The organism is Nocardia violaceofusca NBRC 14427, assembly GCF_963869435.1.
Taxonomy (GTDB): Bacteria; Actinomycetota; Actinomycetes; order Mycobacteriales; family Mycobacteriaceae; genus Nocardia; species Nocardia aobensis.
Genome location: NZ_CAWMPM010000033.1, coordinates 23,429 through 40,529, shown reverse-complemented (window position 1 = coordinate 40,529; position 17,101 = coordinate 23,429). Strand labels below are relative to the sequence as shown.

The window sequence follows — 17,101 nt, the reverse complement described above, 5'->3', positions numbered from 1 at the left end:
AACGGGGACAAACGTTGGCCGCCTGCGGGGACGAACTACTGGCCGTTGACACGTGTTCTCACCGGTGATCCCGCACCAAGGCCCGCTACAAGAACTCGTCCATGGCCCGGCCCTGCGACCCGCTACCCGCCTGACAGCCGATCCCGACCTGCGCTTCCGATCTCGACCGTCGGCGAAGGAGGCCGAGTCGTGAGCCGGCACCTGTTCACCGCACTGGAATGGCAGCCCGCGCAACGCCTGCGGCTGCAGGTCGACGAATCCGGGTCCCTGGTCGTCATACCTGATTCGGGCGGTCCTGTCGCCTACAGGGACGGATACCTCTGCGCGCCCTGCCGCTGGCGCCGACGAATGAATCTCACGACCGGCGGCCGAGTCATCATGGTCGCGTGGTTATCGAAGAGGCCCGGATAATGGTCGGCACCAAAGCCATCGCGACACTGTCCACCGGATACCTCAATGCGCACGAGGTGTACAAAATCGGCCTGAACGCTGTGCGGTTCCTGCTCGCCGTCGGCGATTTACTGATGGCCTGGCGCCTCATCGTCGCCGCCGAAATCGCACTCACCGCAATCAAAGCTGGGCAGAACACCACCTTCTACGCTGGCAAGATCGCCGTAGCCTCGTTCTTCGCCAACGTCGTACTCCCCCACGTCACCGCCGAACTCGCGGTGGTATCCGGAACGGACACGACAGTGATGGACCTCGACGAACCGCCTTCTGCCCCACGGCGATTCGTGCGCTCGCCGGAACCGGGAGCGCACGAATCCGCCGACTGACCCGAGCAAGCCCCAATCGCCGATGACGATATCGTCTGCGGTGGCGGATTACTCGACCGCGGAGGCGTGAGCGGCAACGACCCGCCAACCACGCGAGTCGTCGTGCGCCCAGGTGCGGGTGTATCGCATCCTGGCCGCGAATGGTGACCCGTGCACGCTTCCCTCGACGAGGCCGAGGAACCACGTGACCCCGGTTGTCCCTTCCACCAGCACAGTCAGCTGTTCTTCCTCGAGCTTGGTCACAATCTGAGTCTTGGTGCGGTGCAGCTCGAGATCATCGGTCTTGGTGAACGTGTCGGCACCGAGCGTGAAGATCAACCGATCATCGAGTAACTCATCCAGCGCCTGGACATCCCCAGCCAGCTGCGCGTTCTGAAGTCGCCGTTCGGCATCCCGCAAATCCTTCTCCATGGTTCTCATCCTGCCAGCGGGGACGAAGACACCACCCGAAGCCGGTCACGCACGGCCGATAGTGGTCCACCAGTCGGTCACGCCGGACAATTCCTGACTCCCGATCCGATCACCCGCTACGCCATCGCCGGCGATACCCCGGACATGGTCCCCAACTCCGACCGCAGCATCGATGTCTCGATCCAGTCGCAGGAACCGCAGGACGGCAAACAGAAAGCCAACTGGCTGCCCGCTCCCGCGAATGGCAAGGCCTTCATCCTGTTCGGCCGCGCCTACCATCCCGGGCCCGCGGTGATCTCCGGCGACTTCACAATGCCGCCGGTCACCCGTAACGGATAGTGAGCAGCGGGACCGTCGACTCCGCGGTTCACGGAACGGGAGCGAAGAAGTCGATCGCAGCACCGTATGAGGTCGGCGTGTCGCGGTTGGCGCAACCCGTAATCCCATTGGAAAGATATGGGGAAGATTTGTAACTCCGTGGCGGCACGACCGGATCGGTACGACACCCCTGGAGGTCGGAAATGCGTGTTTCTCGTTCTGCCAGAACCCGTGTGCCCACAGCCTTCCTCGCCGCCACGGCGGCGGCGACCGTATGGGCGCCGACGGCCTCGGCCGAGCAGCCCGGTCCGCTGCCGGTCTACACCTGCGACATCGGCGAGCAAGGGCCCGGTATGACGGGACCCGACGGAACCAGGGCCATCACGGGGCTGAACTGCCAGCCCGACCCGGGCGCGCCCACCAGCGGGAGGATCGAGGAAGCGACGGTCATCCAGCCCAGAGACAGCGAGCTTGCCTACATCTGCAACGGCACGGTGTTCGTCCACCAGAACATCCTCAACGGTCAGTTGGAACTGACGACCGATCGTTGCCGCATCCCGGGTTCGCGGTAGCATTCGCCGAATTTCGGGCGGAGGCGCCCGGCACATGCCCAGCACAACTCGCCGCTACCGCTTTCGCCGCGCTTTCGCCGGATGTAGCCGCGTCCGCGAGCGATGGTAGGTCGAGCTGGTAGTCGCCGGCGAAATAGATGTTTCCGAAGGGCTCGCGCAACGTCGGGAGGGTGGTGCGCCGGCCCGGCGCCCAGAACGGCACGACCCGGCGGTGCCGGCGCAGAATGCCTTCTCCCAGTTTCCCTTCCAGCTCGGGCAACACGGTGAGCAGATCGTCGGTGAATCGGGAGACGATCTCCTCGTCGGGCAGATCGAGCAATGCGTCGGCCTTGCCGCCACCCGCGAAACACGCGAGCGCGCCGCCCGGTTTGCGGTCGCTGCCGGTGCGCAGCGCCGCGGCGTGGTTGAACACCGCCTGGAACGACAGCTGTGGCGTGGAGATGCCGAAGTACTTGTCCCAGCGCTGCGGACCGACCTCGTCGGTGAAGAAGCCGACGACCACGTACCGCCCGTAGGTGATGTCGTTGAACGAATTCCGATACCGCTGCGGGAGTTCCGGGATGATCCGCTCGCTGACATCGGCGGGTGCGGTCACGATCGCACGCCGGGCCCGCAGCCGGGCCGGGCGATCGCCGTCGAGGTAGTCGACGACGACGCCGTCACCGTCGTTGCGCACCGACTGCACCACCGAGTTCAGCCTGATCCGGGCACCGAGATCCTCGGTCAGCACGTCGGTCAGGGTCTGGTTGCCACCGGCGGGCAGCGAGAAGTTCGGAATCTTCTCGGGATCGGCCAGTGCCATGCCGACCGAGGTCACGAATTGGGTGGCGGCCGTCTCGTGCAGGTCGCATCCCATCCACTGCGCCGACCACGACCGGACGACGGTGTGGGCCAGCTCCGAGCGCACACCCTTCAGCAGATACGACGCCAGCTTGGCGTCGAGCCGTGTGCGGACACGTTGCGCGACACGGCTTTCCGATTCGAGGAACGGTGTGACCGCGAGGATGCGCGAACCGACGAGGGCCAGGCCGAACCGGTCCAGCATGGTCATCTTGGTGCGGAACATCAGCGCGAAGGGATTCGAGGTGTCGACCGTCCCCCCGTTGAGGTGCAGCGCGATGCTCTTACCCGCGAGCGAGCCCATCTCGATTCCGTGCCGGTCGAGGGCCTCGATCAATGTGCCTGTGCCCTCGGTGAATTGGGTGCCGACGTTGATCCAGTAGTCGCCCTGCCGGACGGTGTCGACTCGCCCGCCGGTGCGGTCGGTGGACTCGAGGACGACCATGTCGGTGTCCCGTCCGAGCGTGGTCGCGGCGGTCAATCCCGCCATCCCGGCGCCGATGACAACGACTTCCGTGGTCTCTTCCACGACATTGTGGGTCTGCATGGTGACTCCTTGTTCTGAGCTTTCGAGGGAAGATCCGAATTCGGTCAGGGTCGAGCGGTGACCGAGGCGCCGGCACCGACGGCCTGGGCATCGACGCGCTTGTTGTGCGCGTCGAAGGCGCGGTAGGCGCGGAAGTACGTGAACATCTGCAGGCCCCATGTGGACAGCGCGAAGATATAGAAGATGGTGTGCTCGGAGTCGTCGCCGGGGATGTGGACGAAGTCGTAGATCGCGGCGATCACGAACCCACAGGCCGTGGCGATCCCGGCCCACACGGCGTGACCGCGCTCGCCGATGTTCCACAGGCGCGCCACGAAGTAGATCAGGAAGATCGTGGTGAGTACGTTGACCACGATGTAGAAGATCTTGCCCGGCGTGCCGATCTGCTCGGCGAAGCTGCTGAGGACGAAGCCCACCACGGCGGCGAGGGCGAAGGCGCCGATGTCCACCGCCACCGACGGCTTGTACCGGTGGGTGACCTTCATCAGTCCCAGGACCAGGATCAGCGTGATACCGACCGACCTCGAGAAGGCGTCGAGGAAGTAGGCGAAGTGGTACATCGGGCTGTCGTGTCCGGCCTTGATGAGACCGTAGATCAGGAAGTTCGTCCCCGATGTGGCGACGATCATCCACTCGATACCGAGCAGATAGTTCTTGTGGTTGCGGATGAACTTGATCCCGCAGGTGTATCCCACGGCGATCATCCAGATGTCCGCCACCGCGAACAACAATTCTCTGATGGACATGATTTCCTCCTCGGAAGCTGACCTCGACCGACCGGCGGCGATGGCCGTTTCATTTCGTGAGCGCCGCCAGGCGGTCGGCAGCGCGATCGGCGAGCCAGGCCGCATACAGCGCGGGTCCGCTGACCAAGTTGGGCGGGAAGCGTTTACGGCCGTGCCAGATCGCGCCCAGGTCCTCGTGGATCGGCGCGCCGCAGATGTGGTCTGCCAGCAGGTGGCCCACGTATTGCGCCTGCGCGAAACCGTGCCCGTTGCAGGCCAGCGAATAGAGCACGTTGCCGGAGGCCTCCCCCGCGGCGGGAAGCCAGGTGGAGCTCATGCCGATCCAGCCGCCCCACGCGCGTTGCGGCTCGACATCACGCAGACCGGGGAACCGCTCGCGGAAGCCGCGGACGAGGTCGTCCGCAACCTTCGGGGCCGGAGTGCGCTCCGGCAGCGGGTTTCGCCCGACCTGGACGCGACGCGTGCCGAATACGATGGTGCCCCTCGGTGTTACGCGGTAGTTCTCGATGATCATGTGCAACGTGACCATCGGTGCGCGGCTGGTCCAGCCGATGGCGTCGAGCCGCTCGGGTGCGACGGGTTCGGTTTCGACCAGCGAGGTCCACACCGGGGCGGCGAGATGCTTGGGCGCGATGGACAAGCCGTTGCTGTAGGCGTTGGTGGTCAGCAGCGCCTTGCGTGCCCTGACCTTTCCCCTCGGCGTTGCGACAGTGACCCCGTCGCCGGTGTCGTCGATGTCGCGTGCCGGGGTGCGCTCGTACACGCGCACGCCCGCCGCGATCGTCGCGGCCCGCAGGCCGAGGGCGAACTTGCCCGGATTGAGCGTGCCGCCGACGCCCTCGCGGATACCGCCGAGGAAGCCCTCCGGCAGACCGGCGTCGGGGCCCTCGACGAATTCGCCGGAGGAACCGGCCGCGGCGAGCACCTTCGCGTTGCGGCGCGCATGGCGCAGCTGCCCCTTGGACACCGCGGCCATCACGATTCCGGCCTGCTGATAGTCGCAGTCGATCCGGTGGTGGTCGATCGCGTTCTCGGCGAAATGCACCGCCCGCTCGGCGTACCGGTACAGCTCGCGCAGCCGTTCCCGCTTCAACAGGAAGCCCAGCATCTCCGGGTCGGCGGCCACCGAGTTGGTGATGTACCCGGCGTTGCGGGAGGTGGCGCCCCACCCGAGGGTCTTCGCCTCGAGCAACACCACGTCGACGCCCTTCTCGGCCAGGCGCAGAGCGGCCGACATGCCGCCGCCCCCGCCGCCGATGACGACCACGTCGCACCGGATGTCACCGGTCAGCGGCCGATCGGCGGTGTCGGGTTGTTCGGCCCACCCGGTGTCGTGGATCAGCTTCATCGTCGTCACCTCGATTCGTCCGCGGGGATGACCGCGGTGCCGCGAGCGCGCACCGCGACCAGGGGTGGGTCGAGCACCTCCGCACGGCCGGTGTCATCGCAGCCGCGACAGATCACGCGCAGCTCGAAGTCGACTGTGCGACTGCGATTTCCCTTTCGCACCAAACTCGCTTCGGCCTCGACGACGTCGCCGCCCCGGACCGGGGCGAGGAACTCGACGGACGAGTAGCCGGCGAACAGCCCCTCGTGGCCGTCCAGCTCGATCGACAGATTCGTGCCGACGTCGCCGAACAGCTTCAAGGCGTAGGCGCCGTCGACGAGGTTGCCGGCGTAGTGCGCGTCGGAGAAGGCGACGTAGCGCCGATGGATTGCGCTGCTCATGCGATCTTCAGGTGGATCGGGCCGATGGTGCGGGACGGCGTTTCACCGTCGATCTCGACACCCGGGTAACCGCGCTTGGCGATCTCGGTGCACATCCGGCGGTACTTGCCCACGCCACCCACGTAGCCCATGAAGGTGTTGGGCTTGCCGTCGATGTTGGACCCGCGATACCAGGAGTCCGTGGTGGCGTACAGCGTCTGAGCGACGGTCCACTCGGTGATGTCCACCCATTCGCGCTCGGCCTCGGCGGTGGCTTCGATCGTCGTGGCCTTGGTGTCGCGGGCGTGCTCGAGGAGGTCGGCGATCCAGTCGACGGCTTGCTCGATGCTCACCACCACGTTGCTCGCCAACGCGGGGCTCAGCGGGCCGGCGACCATGAAGAAATTCGGGAAGTCGGCGGCCATGATCCCGAGATAGGAGCGGATGCCGTCGTGCCAGACGTCCTGGAGCTTCCGGCCGGAGGCTCCGGTGAGGTTGAGCCCGTACAGCGGGCCGGTGAAGGCGTCGAACCCGATGGCCAGCACGATCGCGTCCACTTCGTAGCTGCCGGCCGAGGTGACGATCGCGTTCTCGGTCATCGTCTCGATCGACTCGTCGCGCAGCGACACCAACGACACGTTCTGCCGGTTGTAGGTCTCGTAGTAGTCGGTACCGAAAACACTGCGCTTGGCGCCCAGCGGATGGTATTTCGGCACCAGCAGCTCGGCCGTGGCCGGATCCTTCACGATCTCGCGGATCTTGTCGTGGATGAACTCGGACGCGGTCCGGTTGGCCTCGGCGTCGGTGAGCAGGTCGACGAATTCGGCGCCGACGCCCAGGAAGCCACTGCGCTCATACGCCTGCTCGTAGCGCCGTCGGCGCTCCTCGTCCGAGACATCGAAGGCCCGGTCGAAGACGGGGCGATCGGGGATGCCGCCCGGCGAATGCCGGCACTCCTCACGGATCGCGGCGTAGTCCTGCTTGATGGCGGCTACCCGCTCGGGGGGCAGTTCGGCGTTGCGGGCGGGCATCACATAGTTCGGGGTGCGCTGGAACACCGTGAGGTGCTCCGCGACCTCCGCGATCAGCGGAATAGCTTGCACCCCGGACGATCCCGTGCCGATCACGGCGACACGCTTGCCGGCGAGGTCGTCGAGCGAGATATTCCATCGGCTGGTCGACACCCGCAGGCCGGTGAAGTTCTCGAGTCCCGGCACATCGAAGTCCTTCGGGGTGGACAGGCCACCCGCGCCCGAGATCAGGTATCGACTGCGGCGCGTCTCGCCGTTGTCCAGGCGCACTTCCCACAGCCGGTCGCCCTCGTTCCACGTCGCGCCGATCACGCGGGTGTTGAAGGTGAAGTATTTGCGCAGGTCGAAACGGTCGGCGACATGCTCCAGGTAGCTGAGGATCTCCGCCTGTGGCGCGAACCGCTGGCTCCACGTCCATTCCTGCTGGAGCGCCTCGTCGAACGAGTACGAGTAGTAGATGCTCTCGACGTCGCAGCGGGCACCGGGGTAGGTGTTCCAGAACCAGGTGCCGCCGACGCTGGGACCCGCCTCGAAGCCCGCGAAGGTCCACCCGGCGTTGGCGAGCCGGTAGGAGAGGTAGAGGCCGGTGAAGCCGGCACCGACGCCGATGACGTCGACGACCCCGGCATCCGAGGTGGTGGAGTTCATGGAAATTGCCGCTTTCGTCCGTAATAGTCGAATGACTCGATCAGATGACTCAGTAGCTGCCAGTAGACCAGTGGTCCCAGTCACAGTCAAGAGGCGGGCGGAAAGTAAACACTTTCGGCGCACCAGCAGGTCCGCTGGTCGAGCGACCGATAGCCAGTGTTGACCTGCGATGTTCCGTTCTCTACCCTGAAATCAATCGACCCAGTCATATGACTGAGATGTTGCTAATTCGAGGCGGGCGCCGACCGACGCAAGCTTCCGAGGTATCCGAACGCCGGCCGCCACGATCACCCGAACGGGGCCGCGGTGCGCCGCCCCGAGGCGAGGTGAACGCCCATGCATTCTGCGGCTCCTCCGCAGCGCGACCGCGATGTGCAGCTTCGAATCTGGTTGGGCGGTATGGCTTTCGACTTTCGCGCCGCCCCCACGGCTGCCGTCGCCTTCTTCACGGAATGGCGCCGGAAGCGTTGCGAGGCAATAGAGATGGTCTCCACAGCACGCTGCGATGTGAGTCTTCTGCCGCGCCTTCCCTGCGAGCAGTTGTTCCACGATCCCGCTACATGAGAGGTTTCGCGATGGGCAATCACGGTCGGATGGGCGGCACCGCGTCGTCGGTCGTCCAGCAACAGACGCGAGAAGTGCTCGACCATTTCGGAACGTGCCCCGAATGCGGTTACGCCGCACAGGCATTCATCACCGCCACGTACTACGCCGATGGCAGCGCAACTGTCGGGACACTCGGTAGATGCGGGCTTCCGTGTGGATGGTCCGGTCCCACCGAAGTACTGAAGATGACCGAACACTGGCGGTAGCGGGATTCTTCCCGATCCCTTGACACGGAATGTTACGGCCGTCACACTTCATTCACCTTAACGAATGTTCGTTAAGGTTCCGCAGGATTCATCGCACTCGTCAGGCCCTTCCTGCGGCTCCTCCTTCGACCGGCATCCCGCCATCGCGGGGCATCGAGCCGTCGTCGAAGCCATTCCCGGAGAAAGCGAAATCGCATGAAGTACACACGAATTGCCGCGTCGATCGCGAGCGGGACCGCGGTCGTCGGACTCGCGTGCGGAACGGCCCACGCCGGCTCGGATCAGCCCGGTGCCGTGCAGCCGGCCGAGCCCGGCACATCGCTGCACACCACCCTCGCACCGGGCGTCGACTACAGTGGGAACGCCGGCGACAGTTCGGTTTTCGTCACTACGCCGTTCGGATCACTGACCACCAGGGGCACCGAATTTCAGGTACTCGACCAGCAGGGCGACGTCGTCGCCGGTCAGCCACTGACCCAGGGGACGGATCCGGCGCAGTGGCCGATGGCAGCCCGGCCGCAACAGAGCGTGACGGCGAGTGACCCTGCGCCGCAACCGAACACCGACACCAATCCGGGTGCCGCGTCCGCGACGGTGACCTCCACGCCGAATCGGCAGATCGACGCGGGCGCCGACTTCAACGCGGCGTTGGGCCAAGCCGCGGTTCAATTCGGTCTCGCCACCGGTGTCGGAACGCTCGCGGGCGGTGTGGTCGGCATGGGCCTCGGATGCGTGGGCGGCGCGCTGACCGGCGGCTTCCTCGCCATTCCGACGGGGCCGATCGCGGCCCCGGCGGCGGCGCTCGGCTGCGTCATGGGCGCCTCCCTGGGCGCCGGCATCGGAGGCGTGACCGGCGCGGCGCTGCTGGGAATTCCGGTCGGCGTCGCCAGCGCGGTCCAGATGTACAACTCGCTGCACGCGGCCGGTGATATCTGAGGCCCAGCCGGCACCGACGAGCCCTGGGACACAGGGGCAGTGTCCCAGGGCTCGTCCAGAATCCGGTGTGGGTCGTATCGGGCGCGCACACGGCAGAGATGTCGCTACATAAAACGTTGCCGTAGTTCGGCTTTGCGGAATTTTCCGGTAGCGGTACGGGGAATTTCCGCCAGGAACTCGAACCTGTCAGGTATCTGCCATGTGGCGTAATGAGCCGAAAGATGGAGTCTCAGCTCGCCAGGGTCCACGGACATCCCCTCCCGGACCACGACGGCCGCCAAGGGGCGTTCTCCCCACCGTTCATCGGGTACGGCGATCACGGCGGCCTCGGCGACTGCCGGGTGGCCCATCAACAGGTTTTCCAGGTCCACGGACGAAATCCACTCACCGCCGGACTTGACCAGGTCCTTCGCGCGGTCACAGATGCGGATACACCCCTGTTCGTCGATCCGCACGATGTCCCCGGTTCGGAACCAGCTGTCGGCGGTGAAACTCTCACCGCCCCTGCCGTTGTAGTAGGCCGACGCTACCCACGGGCCGCGAATTTCCAACTCCCCCATCGCAACGTCGTCCCATTCGATCGGACGCCCTGCGTCGTCGACCGCGCGGATCTCGACCAGCGGAACGGCCGTGCCTTGCCGGGTCCGGTACTCGTACTGCGCATCCGAGCCCTGGTCATCGAGGGCGACCGGCAGGCGGCTCACCGTCCCCAGCGGCGCTGTTTCGGTCATACCCCATGCCTGGATGACACGGAGGCCGTGCCGGTCGTAGCCCTCCAGCAGCGCCCGCGACACCGCCGCCCCGCCGACAATCAGCCGATCCAAGCGGGTCAGGTCCCACCGCTGCGGTTCGGCGTCGAGGGCCGCCAGCATGCCCATCCACACGGTCGGCACTCCGGCGGTCATCGTGACTCGTTCTCCGACCAGCAGATCGAGGATGCTGTGCGGGTCCAGTTGTGCCCCCGGGAGGACCAAGCGAGCACCGATCATCGCCGCGGCGTACGGCAACCCCCACGCGTTGGCGTGAAACATGGGCACCACCGGAAGCAGCGTGTCACGGGCGGATACCCCGAGCGCGTCCGGGAGCGCGGCGGCCAGCGAGTGCAGCACCAACGCGCGATGCGAGTAGACCACCCCTTTGGGGCGTCCTGTCGTTCCGGAGGTGTAGCACATCGCGGCCGCGCTCTTCTCGTCGAGAACCGGCCAAGTCATCGGTTCCGCCCCCTCCGCCAGGCCGTGGTAGTCCCACATCCCTTGCGGCGCATCGTCATTGTGAGTCATTACGACCACATTCGTGAACCGATGCGCGTGCCGGAAACTCTCGAAGACACCCAAGAGTGTTTCGTCGACCACGAGCACCGAATCGCCGGCGTCCGCGGCGATGAAAGCGAGTTCGTCGGCATGCAGTCGCGGATTGAGGGTATGGACCACCGCGCCCATGGCCGGCACCGCCAGGTAGATCTCCAGATGCTCGACCTGGTTCCACAGCAGCGTGGCCACTCGGTCACCGGCTACGACGCCCAAGCCGGCCAGAGCTGTGGCCACCCGCCGGGCCTTCTGGGCACACGCCTGCATCGTCGTCCGGGTGAGACTGCCGTCGGGACATCGCGAGATGACATCCACGTCATGGAAGAGCTGCGCGCGCTCCACGACAGAGGTCGATGTCAGAGGGTAATCGTCCATCGTCAAGGCATTGAACATTGTTGCTTCTCAGTTCTTTTCAGGTCACAGATCGTCTTCGGCAATCCGCGGAGCAACTGCTCGGGGCACTCCGTTTATCTCGAGGCCTTCTTTCGAGCAGCGATCGAGGCTGCTCGTCAGCCGATTCGCAGCATTCCGCGGACCAGATGCCAGTAGTGCTCGGCGACATCGTCTACGGTCAGCGCGCCGTCGGGCCGGTACCAGTTCAGCACGCCGTCACAGAGTGTGGTCACCGCGAATGTGGTTGTGGTCAAGGTGGTTTCGCTCTCGATCCCGCTCACCGCTGCGATGCGGCCCCGCACCAGCTCGTAGTACGCCCGCCGGGCATCGTGCAGCAGCCGGCGCTCTTCTTCGGGGAGGAATCGCTCGGTGGCCCGCGAATTCAGCAGCAGGTCGTGGGCACGCGCCAGTTGCGCATGTTCGAGCTGGTGGGCGACGTGGCGGCCGATGGTCTCGCCGAGGCGGGCTTCGGCGTCGCCCGCCTGCCCATCAGCCGATATCCGAGCGAGGAACCCGCGCAGTGCGCGCAGCATCGCCTCGGAGAGAATGGCCTCTTTCGATCGGAAATGGCTGTAGAGTCCCGGCGGTTTGATCCCGACCGCGTCCGCGAGATCCCGCACCGTGCAGGCCTCGAAGCCGCGCTGCGCGAACAACTCCATCGCCACCTCGAGGATGCGTTCGCGAGTGCCGGATCGGCCGGGCGACGGTGTCGCGTCCGCGATACGGCGATCCATCTGTTCGACCAACGCCCCGATGCGGGCCAGGGCAGCGGCGTCTTCCGCCTCGACGGCGGCCACTGTGCCTGCTGCCGTGGCCAATTCGGGATCCCTTCGAAGCGAACGACCATTCGTTCGCTCGACTCTACCGCGCGTGGCTCAGAGCGGAAGATCCGGTGAATCGACGCCGACCACCCGGTCACCGCAGAAGACCCGCACCGACTCGGCGGGCCCGTGACCACCGATGCCCGCCGATTCCCAGAAGCTCTGTGCGGAGTCGTCGCCGAGGTCGGCGACCTTTGCGCCGTTGACCCGTACCTCGCCGGACAGAATTCGCGCGCCGACGTCGATGGCGCGATCGGTGTCGGCGCCGAAGACGTAGGCGTCCAATCCGGACGGATTCGCGTTCGCCACCCGCAACGCCTCGTCGTCGGAATCGACGGCATGCACCGACACGACGGGGCCGAACAGTTCCGCAGTGGCTTCCGATCCGTCGATACCGGTGGCGATGGTCGGAGAAAGGAAGAACCCGCCGAGTTCGGGCAGCCGAGCCGGCTGGTGAATGTGCGCGCCCTTGGCCCGGAGCTCTTCGATCCGCTGCTGCAGGGTCGCGAAGTGCGGCGCGTTCGAGATCGGGCCCAGCCCGACGCTGTCGTCCAGCGAATGACCGACCGCGATTTTCGCGATCCGCTCGGTCAGTGCTTCGACGAGGGGTTGAACCAGGCTGCGATGCGCCAGCACCTTGCCCGGTCCTTCACACCACTGCCCGTTCAGCTTGGTCATCCCCTCGAAGATGCCGTCGGCCGCGACGTCGATGTCCGCGTCGTCGAGGACCAGCGCCGGGTTGTTGCCGCCGAGCTCCAATTGGAGGACCTTGAAATCCTCGGCCGCGGCGCGCGCGATCGCCCGGCCGGCGACGGGACCGCCGGTGAAGGCCACGATCTTGACGCGCCGATCTCCGGTGATCGCGGCGCCGACATCGCCCCGGCCGTGCACGAGTTGCAATGCCCCGCTGGGCAATCCGGCTTCGACGAAGCATTCGACGATGAGCTGGGCGCTGCTCGGCGCGTGTTCCGACGGCTTCAGAATCACCGGGCATCCGGCCGCCACCGCACTCACCACCTTGGCCGCGGGAATGAAGCTGGGCCCGTTCCACGGCGTGAGGATCGCCGCGGGGCCCCACGGAACCTTGTACAGGCGGACGTCGCGGCCGCCCGCGGCAAGGGCCCGCACCCGGGGAATGGTCCGCAGATCCGAGGCTGTCGCCCTGATCCGGGCGGGCAGGAAAGCCGCCGACTTCCGGGTGTCGCGGATCGGGACTCCGCTGGTCATGGCATCGGTGCGCGCGATGTCCTCGACCCGCCCCTCGATGAGATCGGCAACGCGCTCCAGGATTTCCGCGCGCTCCTGCCCGGCAGCATCGTCCCAGCGTCCGATGCTGTAGGAACGCTCGGCATACGCGAGAGCCCGTTCGACATCACGGTCGCTGGTCGTCACGGCTCGGTGCAGCTGCTCACGCGTATTGGGGTCGACGTTCCATTCGCCCGCGATCGTGTCGCACTCGACCCAGCTGTCGGCGATGTAGTTGACCGGTTCCGGGATCGCCACGGTCGGATTCGTCATTCGATAACACCTCTACCTTCGGGATTCGGCCTGACGCAACGGCGTCCAGGCCGTCGTCACTGCTCCAGATCGACCACGACGCGGGTCACGTCGCCGGACCGCATCGCCTCGAAACCCTTGTTGATCTCGCCGAACGGGATCACCTGCGTCACCATCTCGTCGAGCAGCAACCGCCCCTGCAGATACAGCTGCGCGAGCTGCGTGATGTCGTGACGCACCTGCCCGGAGCCCATGTACGACCCGATCAGACGCTTCTCGCCGAAGAAGAAGTCCGACGCGGGCACGCTCAGTTCGGTGCCGTCCGGCGCGATGCCCACCAGGCATGCGGTACCGGTCGGCCGCAGCACCGCCAGCGCCGTGGCGGCGGTGCGGGCCGACCCCACGGCCTCGAAGGAGTAGTCGACACCGTCACCCAGCACCTTCCGGATCTCGGCGGCCACATCGTCGACGCCGCCGTTGACCACATGCGTCGCGCCGTAACCGCGCGCTGCCGCCAGCCGGGCATCGTCGAGATCGATGGCGACGACGGCGGACGCGCCGGCGAGCCTGGCGCCCTGGATGATGGCCGATCCGACTCCGCCGCATCCGACTACCGCGACCGTGCTTCCCGGCCGCACCTGCGCCCCGCGGAACACCGCCCCGACGCCGGTGATGACGCAGCACGACAGCAGGCATCCCACCTGCAGCGACACCTCGTCGGGCATCTTCACCAGCGCGTTCTCACGCATCAGGATGTGCCGCGAGAATGCGCCGATATCCCCGAGCCGCTCGACCGGCCGTCCGTCGGGCAGCCGGTAGGCGGGCCGGGGGCGGCGACGGATCTCGTCGACACGCTGACACTGTGTCGACCGGCCCGCTTCGCAATTGACGCAGCGTCCGCACGACGGCGTGAGGGCGGCCACGACCCGGTCACCCGGCCGCAGTCCGGTCACGGCCGAACCGACGGCCTCGACCACGCCCGCCACCTCATGGCCCACGACCACCGGGAGATCGGTCGGCACCGTTCCGGTCATGTAGTGCAGATCGCTGTGACACAAACCGACGTTCGAGACCGCCACCCGGACCTCGTTCGGCTCCGGATCGTCCACCTGAATCGTGGTGATCTCGAGCGGTTCGCCGATCGCGGTGAGCACCGCGGCTTCTGTGTTGATCATGACCTGTCCAATCCGTTGTGCTGATGCGCATGAGGGTGTGCGTCGTCGCGGCCCCGATCTCGCTGCCCGGACCGGAAATTCGCGACACCTGAGCTGAAAATGCCGCTCTCCCAAGACTTTCGAGCAGCGACGTCCTCGCGGGCGAAGGCCGACTCGATCTCCTCGAGCGCCGGTCGCAACAGGGCGAGATGGAGCGCGGTCGTGTTGTGTTCCGGCGTCCACTGCACCACCACATCGATCGCACGGTCGAGCAGTCGGCCGGGCGCGACGATCTCGTCGAGGAGCCCGATCCGCAACGCCTCGTCGGCGCCGATCCGCGGCGATCCGAGAACCATGCGCATCGCGTGGTTGCGCACCAGGCGGGTGAGCAGCACGCTCGACGCGTTCGAGATGGTGATCCCGCGGCCGTTCTCCGGCTGGAAGTACTCGGTCGCGGGGGTCCCGATCCGGGCATCGCAGCACAGGGTGATCTCGGAAGCGCCGCCGACGGCGATGCCGTTCACCGCCGCGAGCACGGGAACTCGGGTTTCCACGATCGCCCGGGTGATGTCGTGGAACGTCTCGAAGGCCGCCCGGAACTCCGCGTACGACGCGGGGGGTGTCTGCAGATCTTCCCCGGCGGAGAACGCACGCCCCTCCCCGGTCAGGACGATTCCGCGCACGCGGTCGCCCGTCCCGAATTCCCGGATCGCACTCGCCAGCCGCAGCCGGGTGGCGACGTTCATCGCGTTCAGCTTCTCCGGGCGGCGCAGAGTCAGGACCGCGACATTCCGTTCGATCCGGGTGTCGAGGTGATGGGTCGCGGGGGCGCTCATCCGCGCTGCCCGTTCTCGCGCAGGTCGTAGGTGATCCCGGGGTTGTCGGCGGCGCGCGCCGCGAGAGCCGGCTTCGACACTCGCTCGGACGGCGTCCGCGGAAAGTCGTCGACGAATTCGACATAGCGCGGAACTTTGAAGCGCGCCAGCTCATTACGCGCTCGCTGGATGATCCGCTCGGCGGTCGAGCGCTCGGCCGGAACGCCGGCGGTGAGCCGAATGTAGGCCTTGACCTCTTCACCGAATGTCTCGTCGGGTACGCCGAGGACCGCCGCGGAGACCACCGACCCGTCCTTTTCCAGGACGGCCTCGACTTCGGCGCTCGCGATGTTCTCCCCGCCCCGCCGAACCATGTCCTTGATCCGGCCGACGAGCTGATAGCGGCCATCGGGCCGGCGCACGGCCACATCGCCGGTGTGCAACCAGCCGTCGCGCAGCGTGCGTCCGGTGGCCTCGGCACGGTTCCAGTAGCCGACCATCATCGGCTTGCCCGAAAGGACCAGCTCGCCGGGCTCGCCATCCGGAAGGTCGGCGCCCTCCGCGTTCACCACGCGGGCCCGCTTCGTCGGTACCGGCTGTCCGAGGTTTCCGCTTCCCACATCGCCGGTGTCTTCCGGATAGCTCACCAGGTCGGCGCCCGACTCGGTCATCCCGTAGATCTCCCGCCAAGGCGCGCCCCAACGCTTTTCCAGCTGCCGATGCAGTCCCGCCGGAATTCCCGAGCACATGATCAGCCGCAGGTCGTTGTCCAGGTCGTCGGGGCTGGGCGGCTGTTTGAGCAGCAGGGTGGGCATGGCGCCGAGGACATAGGTGAAGGTGGCGCGATGACGCCGGACGTCGGCGAAGAACCCCGACGCCGAGAATCGCGGCAATACGACCAGCGGCGCGCCGATCGTCAGCGCCACAGCGGTGTTCCACTGCGGATCGATGTAGGAGAACGGCTGCGCGGTGAGCAGCACGTCGTCGGCGTGCAGACCGGCGGCCGCCGCGCAGATCCAGCCCAGCCGGACCCAGTAGTCGTGGGTCAGCATGCATGCCTTGGGAAACCCGGTTGTTCCGGAGGTGTATTGCAGGTTCGCGAGGGTGTCGCCGGCAAGCCGGACATCGGGCGCACGGTCGGGAAAATCCTCGGAGCCGTCCGCGGCGATATCGACGATGCGGACGCCGGACAGATCGTCCTCGTCCTGCGTCACTTCGCCGAGCAGGCTCAGCTTTTCGCCTTCCGAGAAGACGACGCGAGCACCCGAATCACGCAGTACGAAGGTCAGGTCGGCCCTGCGGTACGAGGAGTTCACCGGGACCGCCACCGCGCCTGCCTTCAATGTCGCCAGCCAGACCACCGGCCAGTGCACGACATTGGGCAGCATGATCGCTACGCGGTCACCGGGCGCGATGCCGTCGACCTCGATGAGCCGATGCGCCAGGCGCGACGTCCACGCGTCGATCCGGCCGAACGTCCACGACTCGTCCCCGAAGCGGAGGAACTCTCGATCCGGCGACGTCCGAGCACACGTCGACAAGAGGTCGATCAACGTGGCCGACGCCGGATCGTCCCCTATGTGGTCGCGGGCGACCGCCGGCCGACGGACCACGTCCCGGGTCGATTCGATTGCGTTCACGGTTTCTCCTTGCGATGTGATGCCGGCCATAACGTTAGCGCGATCATAGTCATTTGATCAAGCCAAATGACTCACTTCTCGCCGCACAGCCCTTTCCGAGCCACCGGAGAGCGATCATGATCGGTGATAT

General features: G+C 66.4%; 15 protein-coding genes and 1 pseudogene. 4 read left to right on the top strand and 12 right to left on the bottom strand.

Features of this window, described 5'->3' with window-relative positions:
- Positions 1–389 precede the first annotated feature (389 nt).
- A pseudogene (locus tag AC5592_RS25975) lies at positions 390–776 on the top strand (acyl-CoA dehydrogenase C-terminal domain-containing protein); the annotation flags it as partial.
- Positions 777–824: 48 nt separating this feature from the next.
- Here AC5592_RS25975 and AC5592_RS25970 read toward each other — a convergent pair.
- The gene (locus tag AC5592_RS25970; RefSeq protein WP_036499003.1) at positions 825–1,187 is read right to left on the bottom strand and encodes a nuclear transport factor 2 family protein; all 363 of its coding nucleotides are present in this window, start codon (positions 1,185–1,187) and stop codon (positions 825–827) included.
- Here AC5592_RS25970 and AC5592_RS25965 point away from each other — a divergent pair.
- Both AC5592_RS25965 and AC5592_RS25960 read left to right on the top strand, forming a co-directional pair.
- The gene (locus AC5592_RS25965; protein WP_084507152.1) at positions 1,113–1,526 is read left to right on the top strand and encodes a DUF1214 domain-containing protein; all 414 of its coding nucleotides are present in this window, start codon (positions 1,113–1,115) and stop codon (positions 1,524–1,526) included. The genes AC5592_RS25970 and AC5592_RS25965 overlap by 75 nt on opposite strands.
- Positions 1,527–1,738: 212 nt before the next feature.
- Positions 1,739–2,077: a hypothetical protein gene (locus AC5592_RS25960; RefSeq protein WP_036498921.1), complete on the top strand. Its 339-nt coding sequence runs from the start codon at positions 1,739–1,741 to the stop codon at positions 2,075–2,077.
- On the opposite strand, the gene AC5592_RS25955 is transcribed toward AC5592_RS25960, so the two are convergent.
- Genes AC5592_RS25955 through AC5592_RS25935 form a run of 5 tightly spaced genes read right to left on the bottom strand, consistent with a single transcriptional unit; the run spans position 2,022 to position 7,596 of the window.
- Positions 2,022–3,464, bottom strand: coding sequence for a flavin monoamine oxidase family protein (locus AC5592_RS25955; protein WP_063065702.1), 1,443 nt, complete (start codon positions 3,462–3,464; stop codon positions 2,022–2,024). The genes AC5592_RS25960 and AC5592_RS25955 overlap by 56 nt on opposite strands.
- 44 nt (positions 3,465–3,508) lie before the next feature.
- Positions 3,509–4,210, bottom strand: a complete 702-nt coding sequence (locus AC5592_RS25950; RefSeq protein WP_063065701.1) for a hypothetical protein — start codon at positions 4,208–4,210, stop codon at positions 3,509–3,511.
- Between the two features lie 49 nt (positions 4,211–4,259).
- Positions 4,260–5,558, bottom strand: a complete 1,299-nt coding sequence (locus AC5592_RS25945) for an NAD(P)/FAD-dependent oxidoreductase (RefSeq protein ID WP_063065708.1) — start codon at positions 5,556–5,558, stop codon at positions 4,260–4,262.
- A gap of 5 nt (positions 5,559–5,563) precedes the next feature.
- A complete protein-coding gene (locus AC5592_RS25940; protein WP_036498913.1) occupies positions 5,564–5,938 on the bottom strand; it encodes a hotdog domain-containing protein in 375 nt (124 codons plus the stop codon).
- Positions 5,935–7,596 carry a flavin-containing monooxygenase gene (locus AC5592_RS25935; protein ID WP_063065700.1) on the bottom strand — a complete coding sequence of 554 codons (1,662 nt, stop codon included), beginning with the start codon at positions 7,594–7,596 and terminating at the stop codon, positions 5,935–5,937. The genes AC5592_RS25940 and AC5592_RS25935 overlap by 4 nt, the downstream gene beginning before the upstream one ends.
- A gap of 1,007 nt (positions 7,597–8,603) precedes the next feature.
- On the opposite strand from AC5592_RS25935, the gene AC5592_RS25930 reads away from it, so the two are divergent.
- On the top strand, positions 8,604–9,344 hold the full coding sequence (locus AC5592_RS25930; protein WP_063065698.1) for a DUF8020 domain-containing protein: 741 nt from the start codon (positions 8,604–8,606) through the stop codon (positions 9,342–9,344).
- Between the two features lie 104 nt (positions 9,345–9,448).
- On the opposite strand, the gene AC5592_RS25925 is transcribed toward AC5592_RS25930, so the two are convergent.
- The 6 genes from AC5592_RS25925 to AC5592_RS25900 form a co-directional block, all read right to left on the bottom strand.
- Positions 9,449–11,026, bottom strand: a complete 1,578-nt coding sequence (locus AC5592_RS25925; RefSeq protein WP_232329555.1) for a long-chain fatty acid--CoA ligase — start codon at positions 11,024–11,026, stop codon at positions 9,449–9,451.
- A 134-nt stretch (positions 11,027–11,160) separates the two neighbouring features.
- The gene (locus AC5592_RS25920; RefSeq protein ID WP_157122201.1) at positions 11,161–11,862 is read right to left on the bottom strand and encodes a TetR/AcrR family transcriptional regulator; all 702 of its coding nucleotides are present in this window, start codon (positions 11,860–11,862) and stop codon (positions 11,161–11,163) included.
- Between the two features lie 57 nt (positions 11,863–11,919).
- Positions 11,920–13,383 carry an aldehyde dehydrogenase family protein gene (locus AC5592_RS25915; protein WP_063065695.1) on the bottom strand — a complete coding sequence of 488 codons (1,464 nt, stop codon included), beginning with the start codon at positions 13,381–13,383 and terminating at the stop codon, positions 11,920–11,922.
- A gap of 56 nt (positions 13,384–13,439) precedes the next feature.
- Positions 13,440–14,537: a Zn-dependent alcohol dehydrogenase gene (locus AC5592_RS25910; protein ID WP_036498899.1), complete on the bottom strand. Its 1,098-nt coding sequence runs from the start codon at positions 14,535–14,537 to the stop codon at positions 13,440–13,442.
- Positions 14,534–15,352, bottom strand: coding sequence for an enoyl-CoA hydratase/isomerase family protein (locus tag AC5592_RS25905; protein ID WP_036498896.1), 819 nt, complete (start codon positions 15,350–15,352; stop codon positions 14,534–14,536). The genes AC5592_RS25910 and AC5592_RS25905 overlap by 4 nt, the downstream gene beginning before the upstream one ends.
- Positions 15,349–16,971, bottom strand: a complete 1,623-nt coding sequence (locus AC5592_RS25900; protein WP_232329554.1) for a class I adenylate-forming enzyme family protein — start codon at positions 16,969–16,971, stop codon at positions 15,349–15,351. The genes AC5592_RS25905 and AC5592_RS25900 overlap by 4 nt, the downstream gene beginning before the upstream one ends.
- Positions 16,972–17,101: the final 130 nt, after the last annotated feature.

Coding starts and splice junctions, on each gene's coding strand:
- AC5592_RS25915 (WP_063065695.1), bottom strand. CDS start 13,383: ATGACGAATCCGACCGTGGCGATCCCGGAACCGGTCAACTACATCGCC.
- AC5592_RS25925 (WP_232329555.1), bottom strand. CDS start 11,026: ATGGACGATTACCCTCTGACATCGACCTCTGTCGTGGAGCGCGCGCAG.
- AC5592_RS25910 (WP_036498899.1), bottom strand. CDS start 14,537: ATGATCAACACAGAAGCCGCGGTGCTCACCGCGATCGGCGAACCGCTC.
- AC5592_RS25905 (WP_036498896.1), bottom strand. CDS start 15,352: ATGAGCGCCCCCGCGACCCATCACCTCGACACCCGGATCGAACGGAAT.
- AC5592_RS25970 (WP_036499003.1), bottom strand. CDS start 1,187: ATGGAGAAGGATTTGCGGGATGCCGAACGGCGACTTCAGAACGCGCAG.
- AC5592_RS25930 (WP_063065698.1), top strand. CDS start 8,604: ATGAAGTACACACGAATTGCCGCGTCGATCGCGAGCGGGACCGCGGTC.
- AC5592_RS25940 (WP_036498913.1), bottom strand. CDS start 5,938: ATGAGCAGCGCAATCCATCGGCGCTACGTCGCCTTCTCCGACGCGCAC.
- AC5592_RS25955 (WP_063065702.1), bottom strand. CDS start 3,464: ATGCAGACCCACAATGTCGTGGAAGAGACCACGGAAGTCGTTGTCATC.
- AC5592_RS25945 (WP_063065708.1), bottom strand. CDS start 5,558: ATGAAGCTGATCCACGACACCGGGTGGGCCGAACAACCCGACACCGCC.
- AC5592_RS25935 (WP_063065700.1), bottom strand. CDS start 7,596: ATGAACTCCACCACCTCGGATGCCGGGGTCGTCGACGTCATCGGCGTC.
- AC5592_RS25950 (WP_063065701.1), bottom strand. CDS start 4,210: ATGTCCATCAGAGAATTGTTGTTCGCGGTGGCGGACATCTGGATGATC.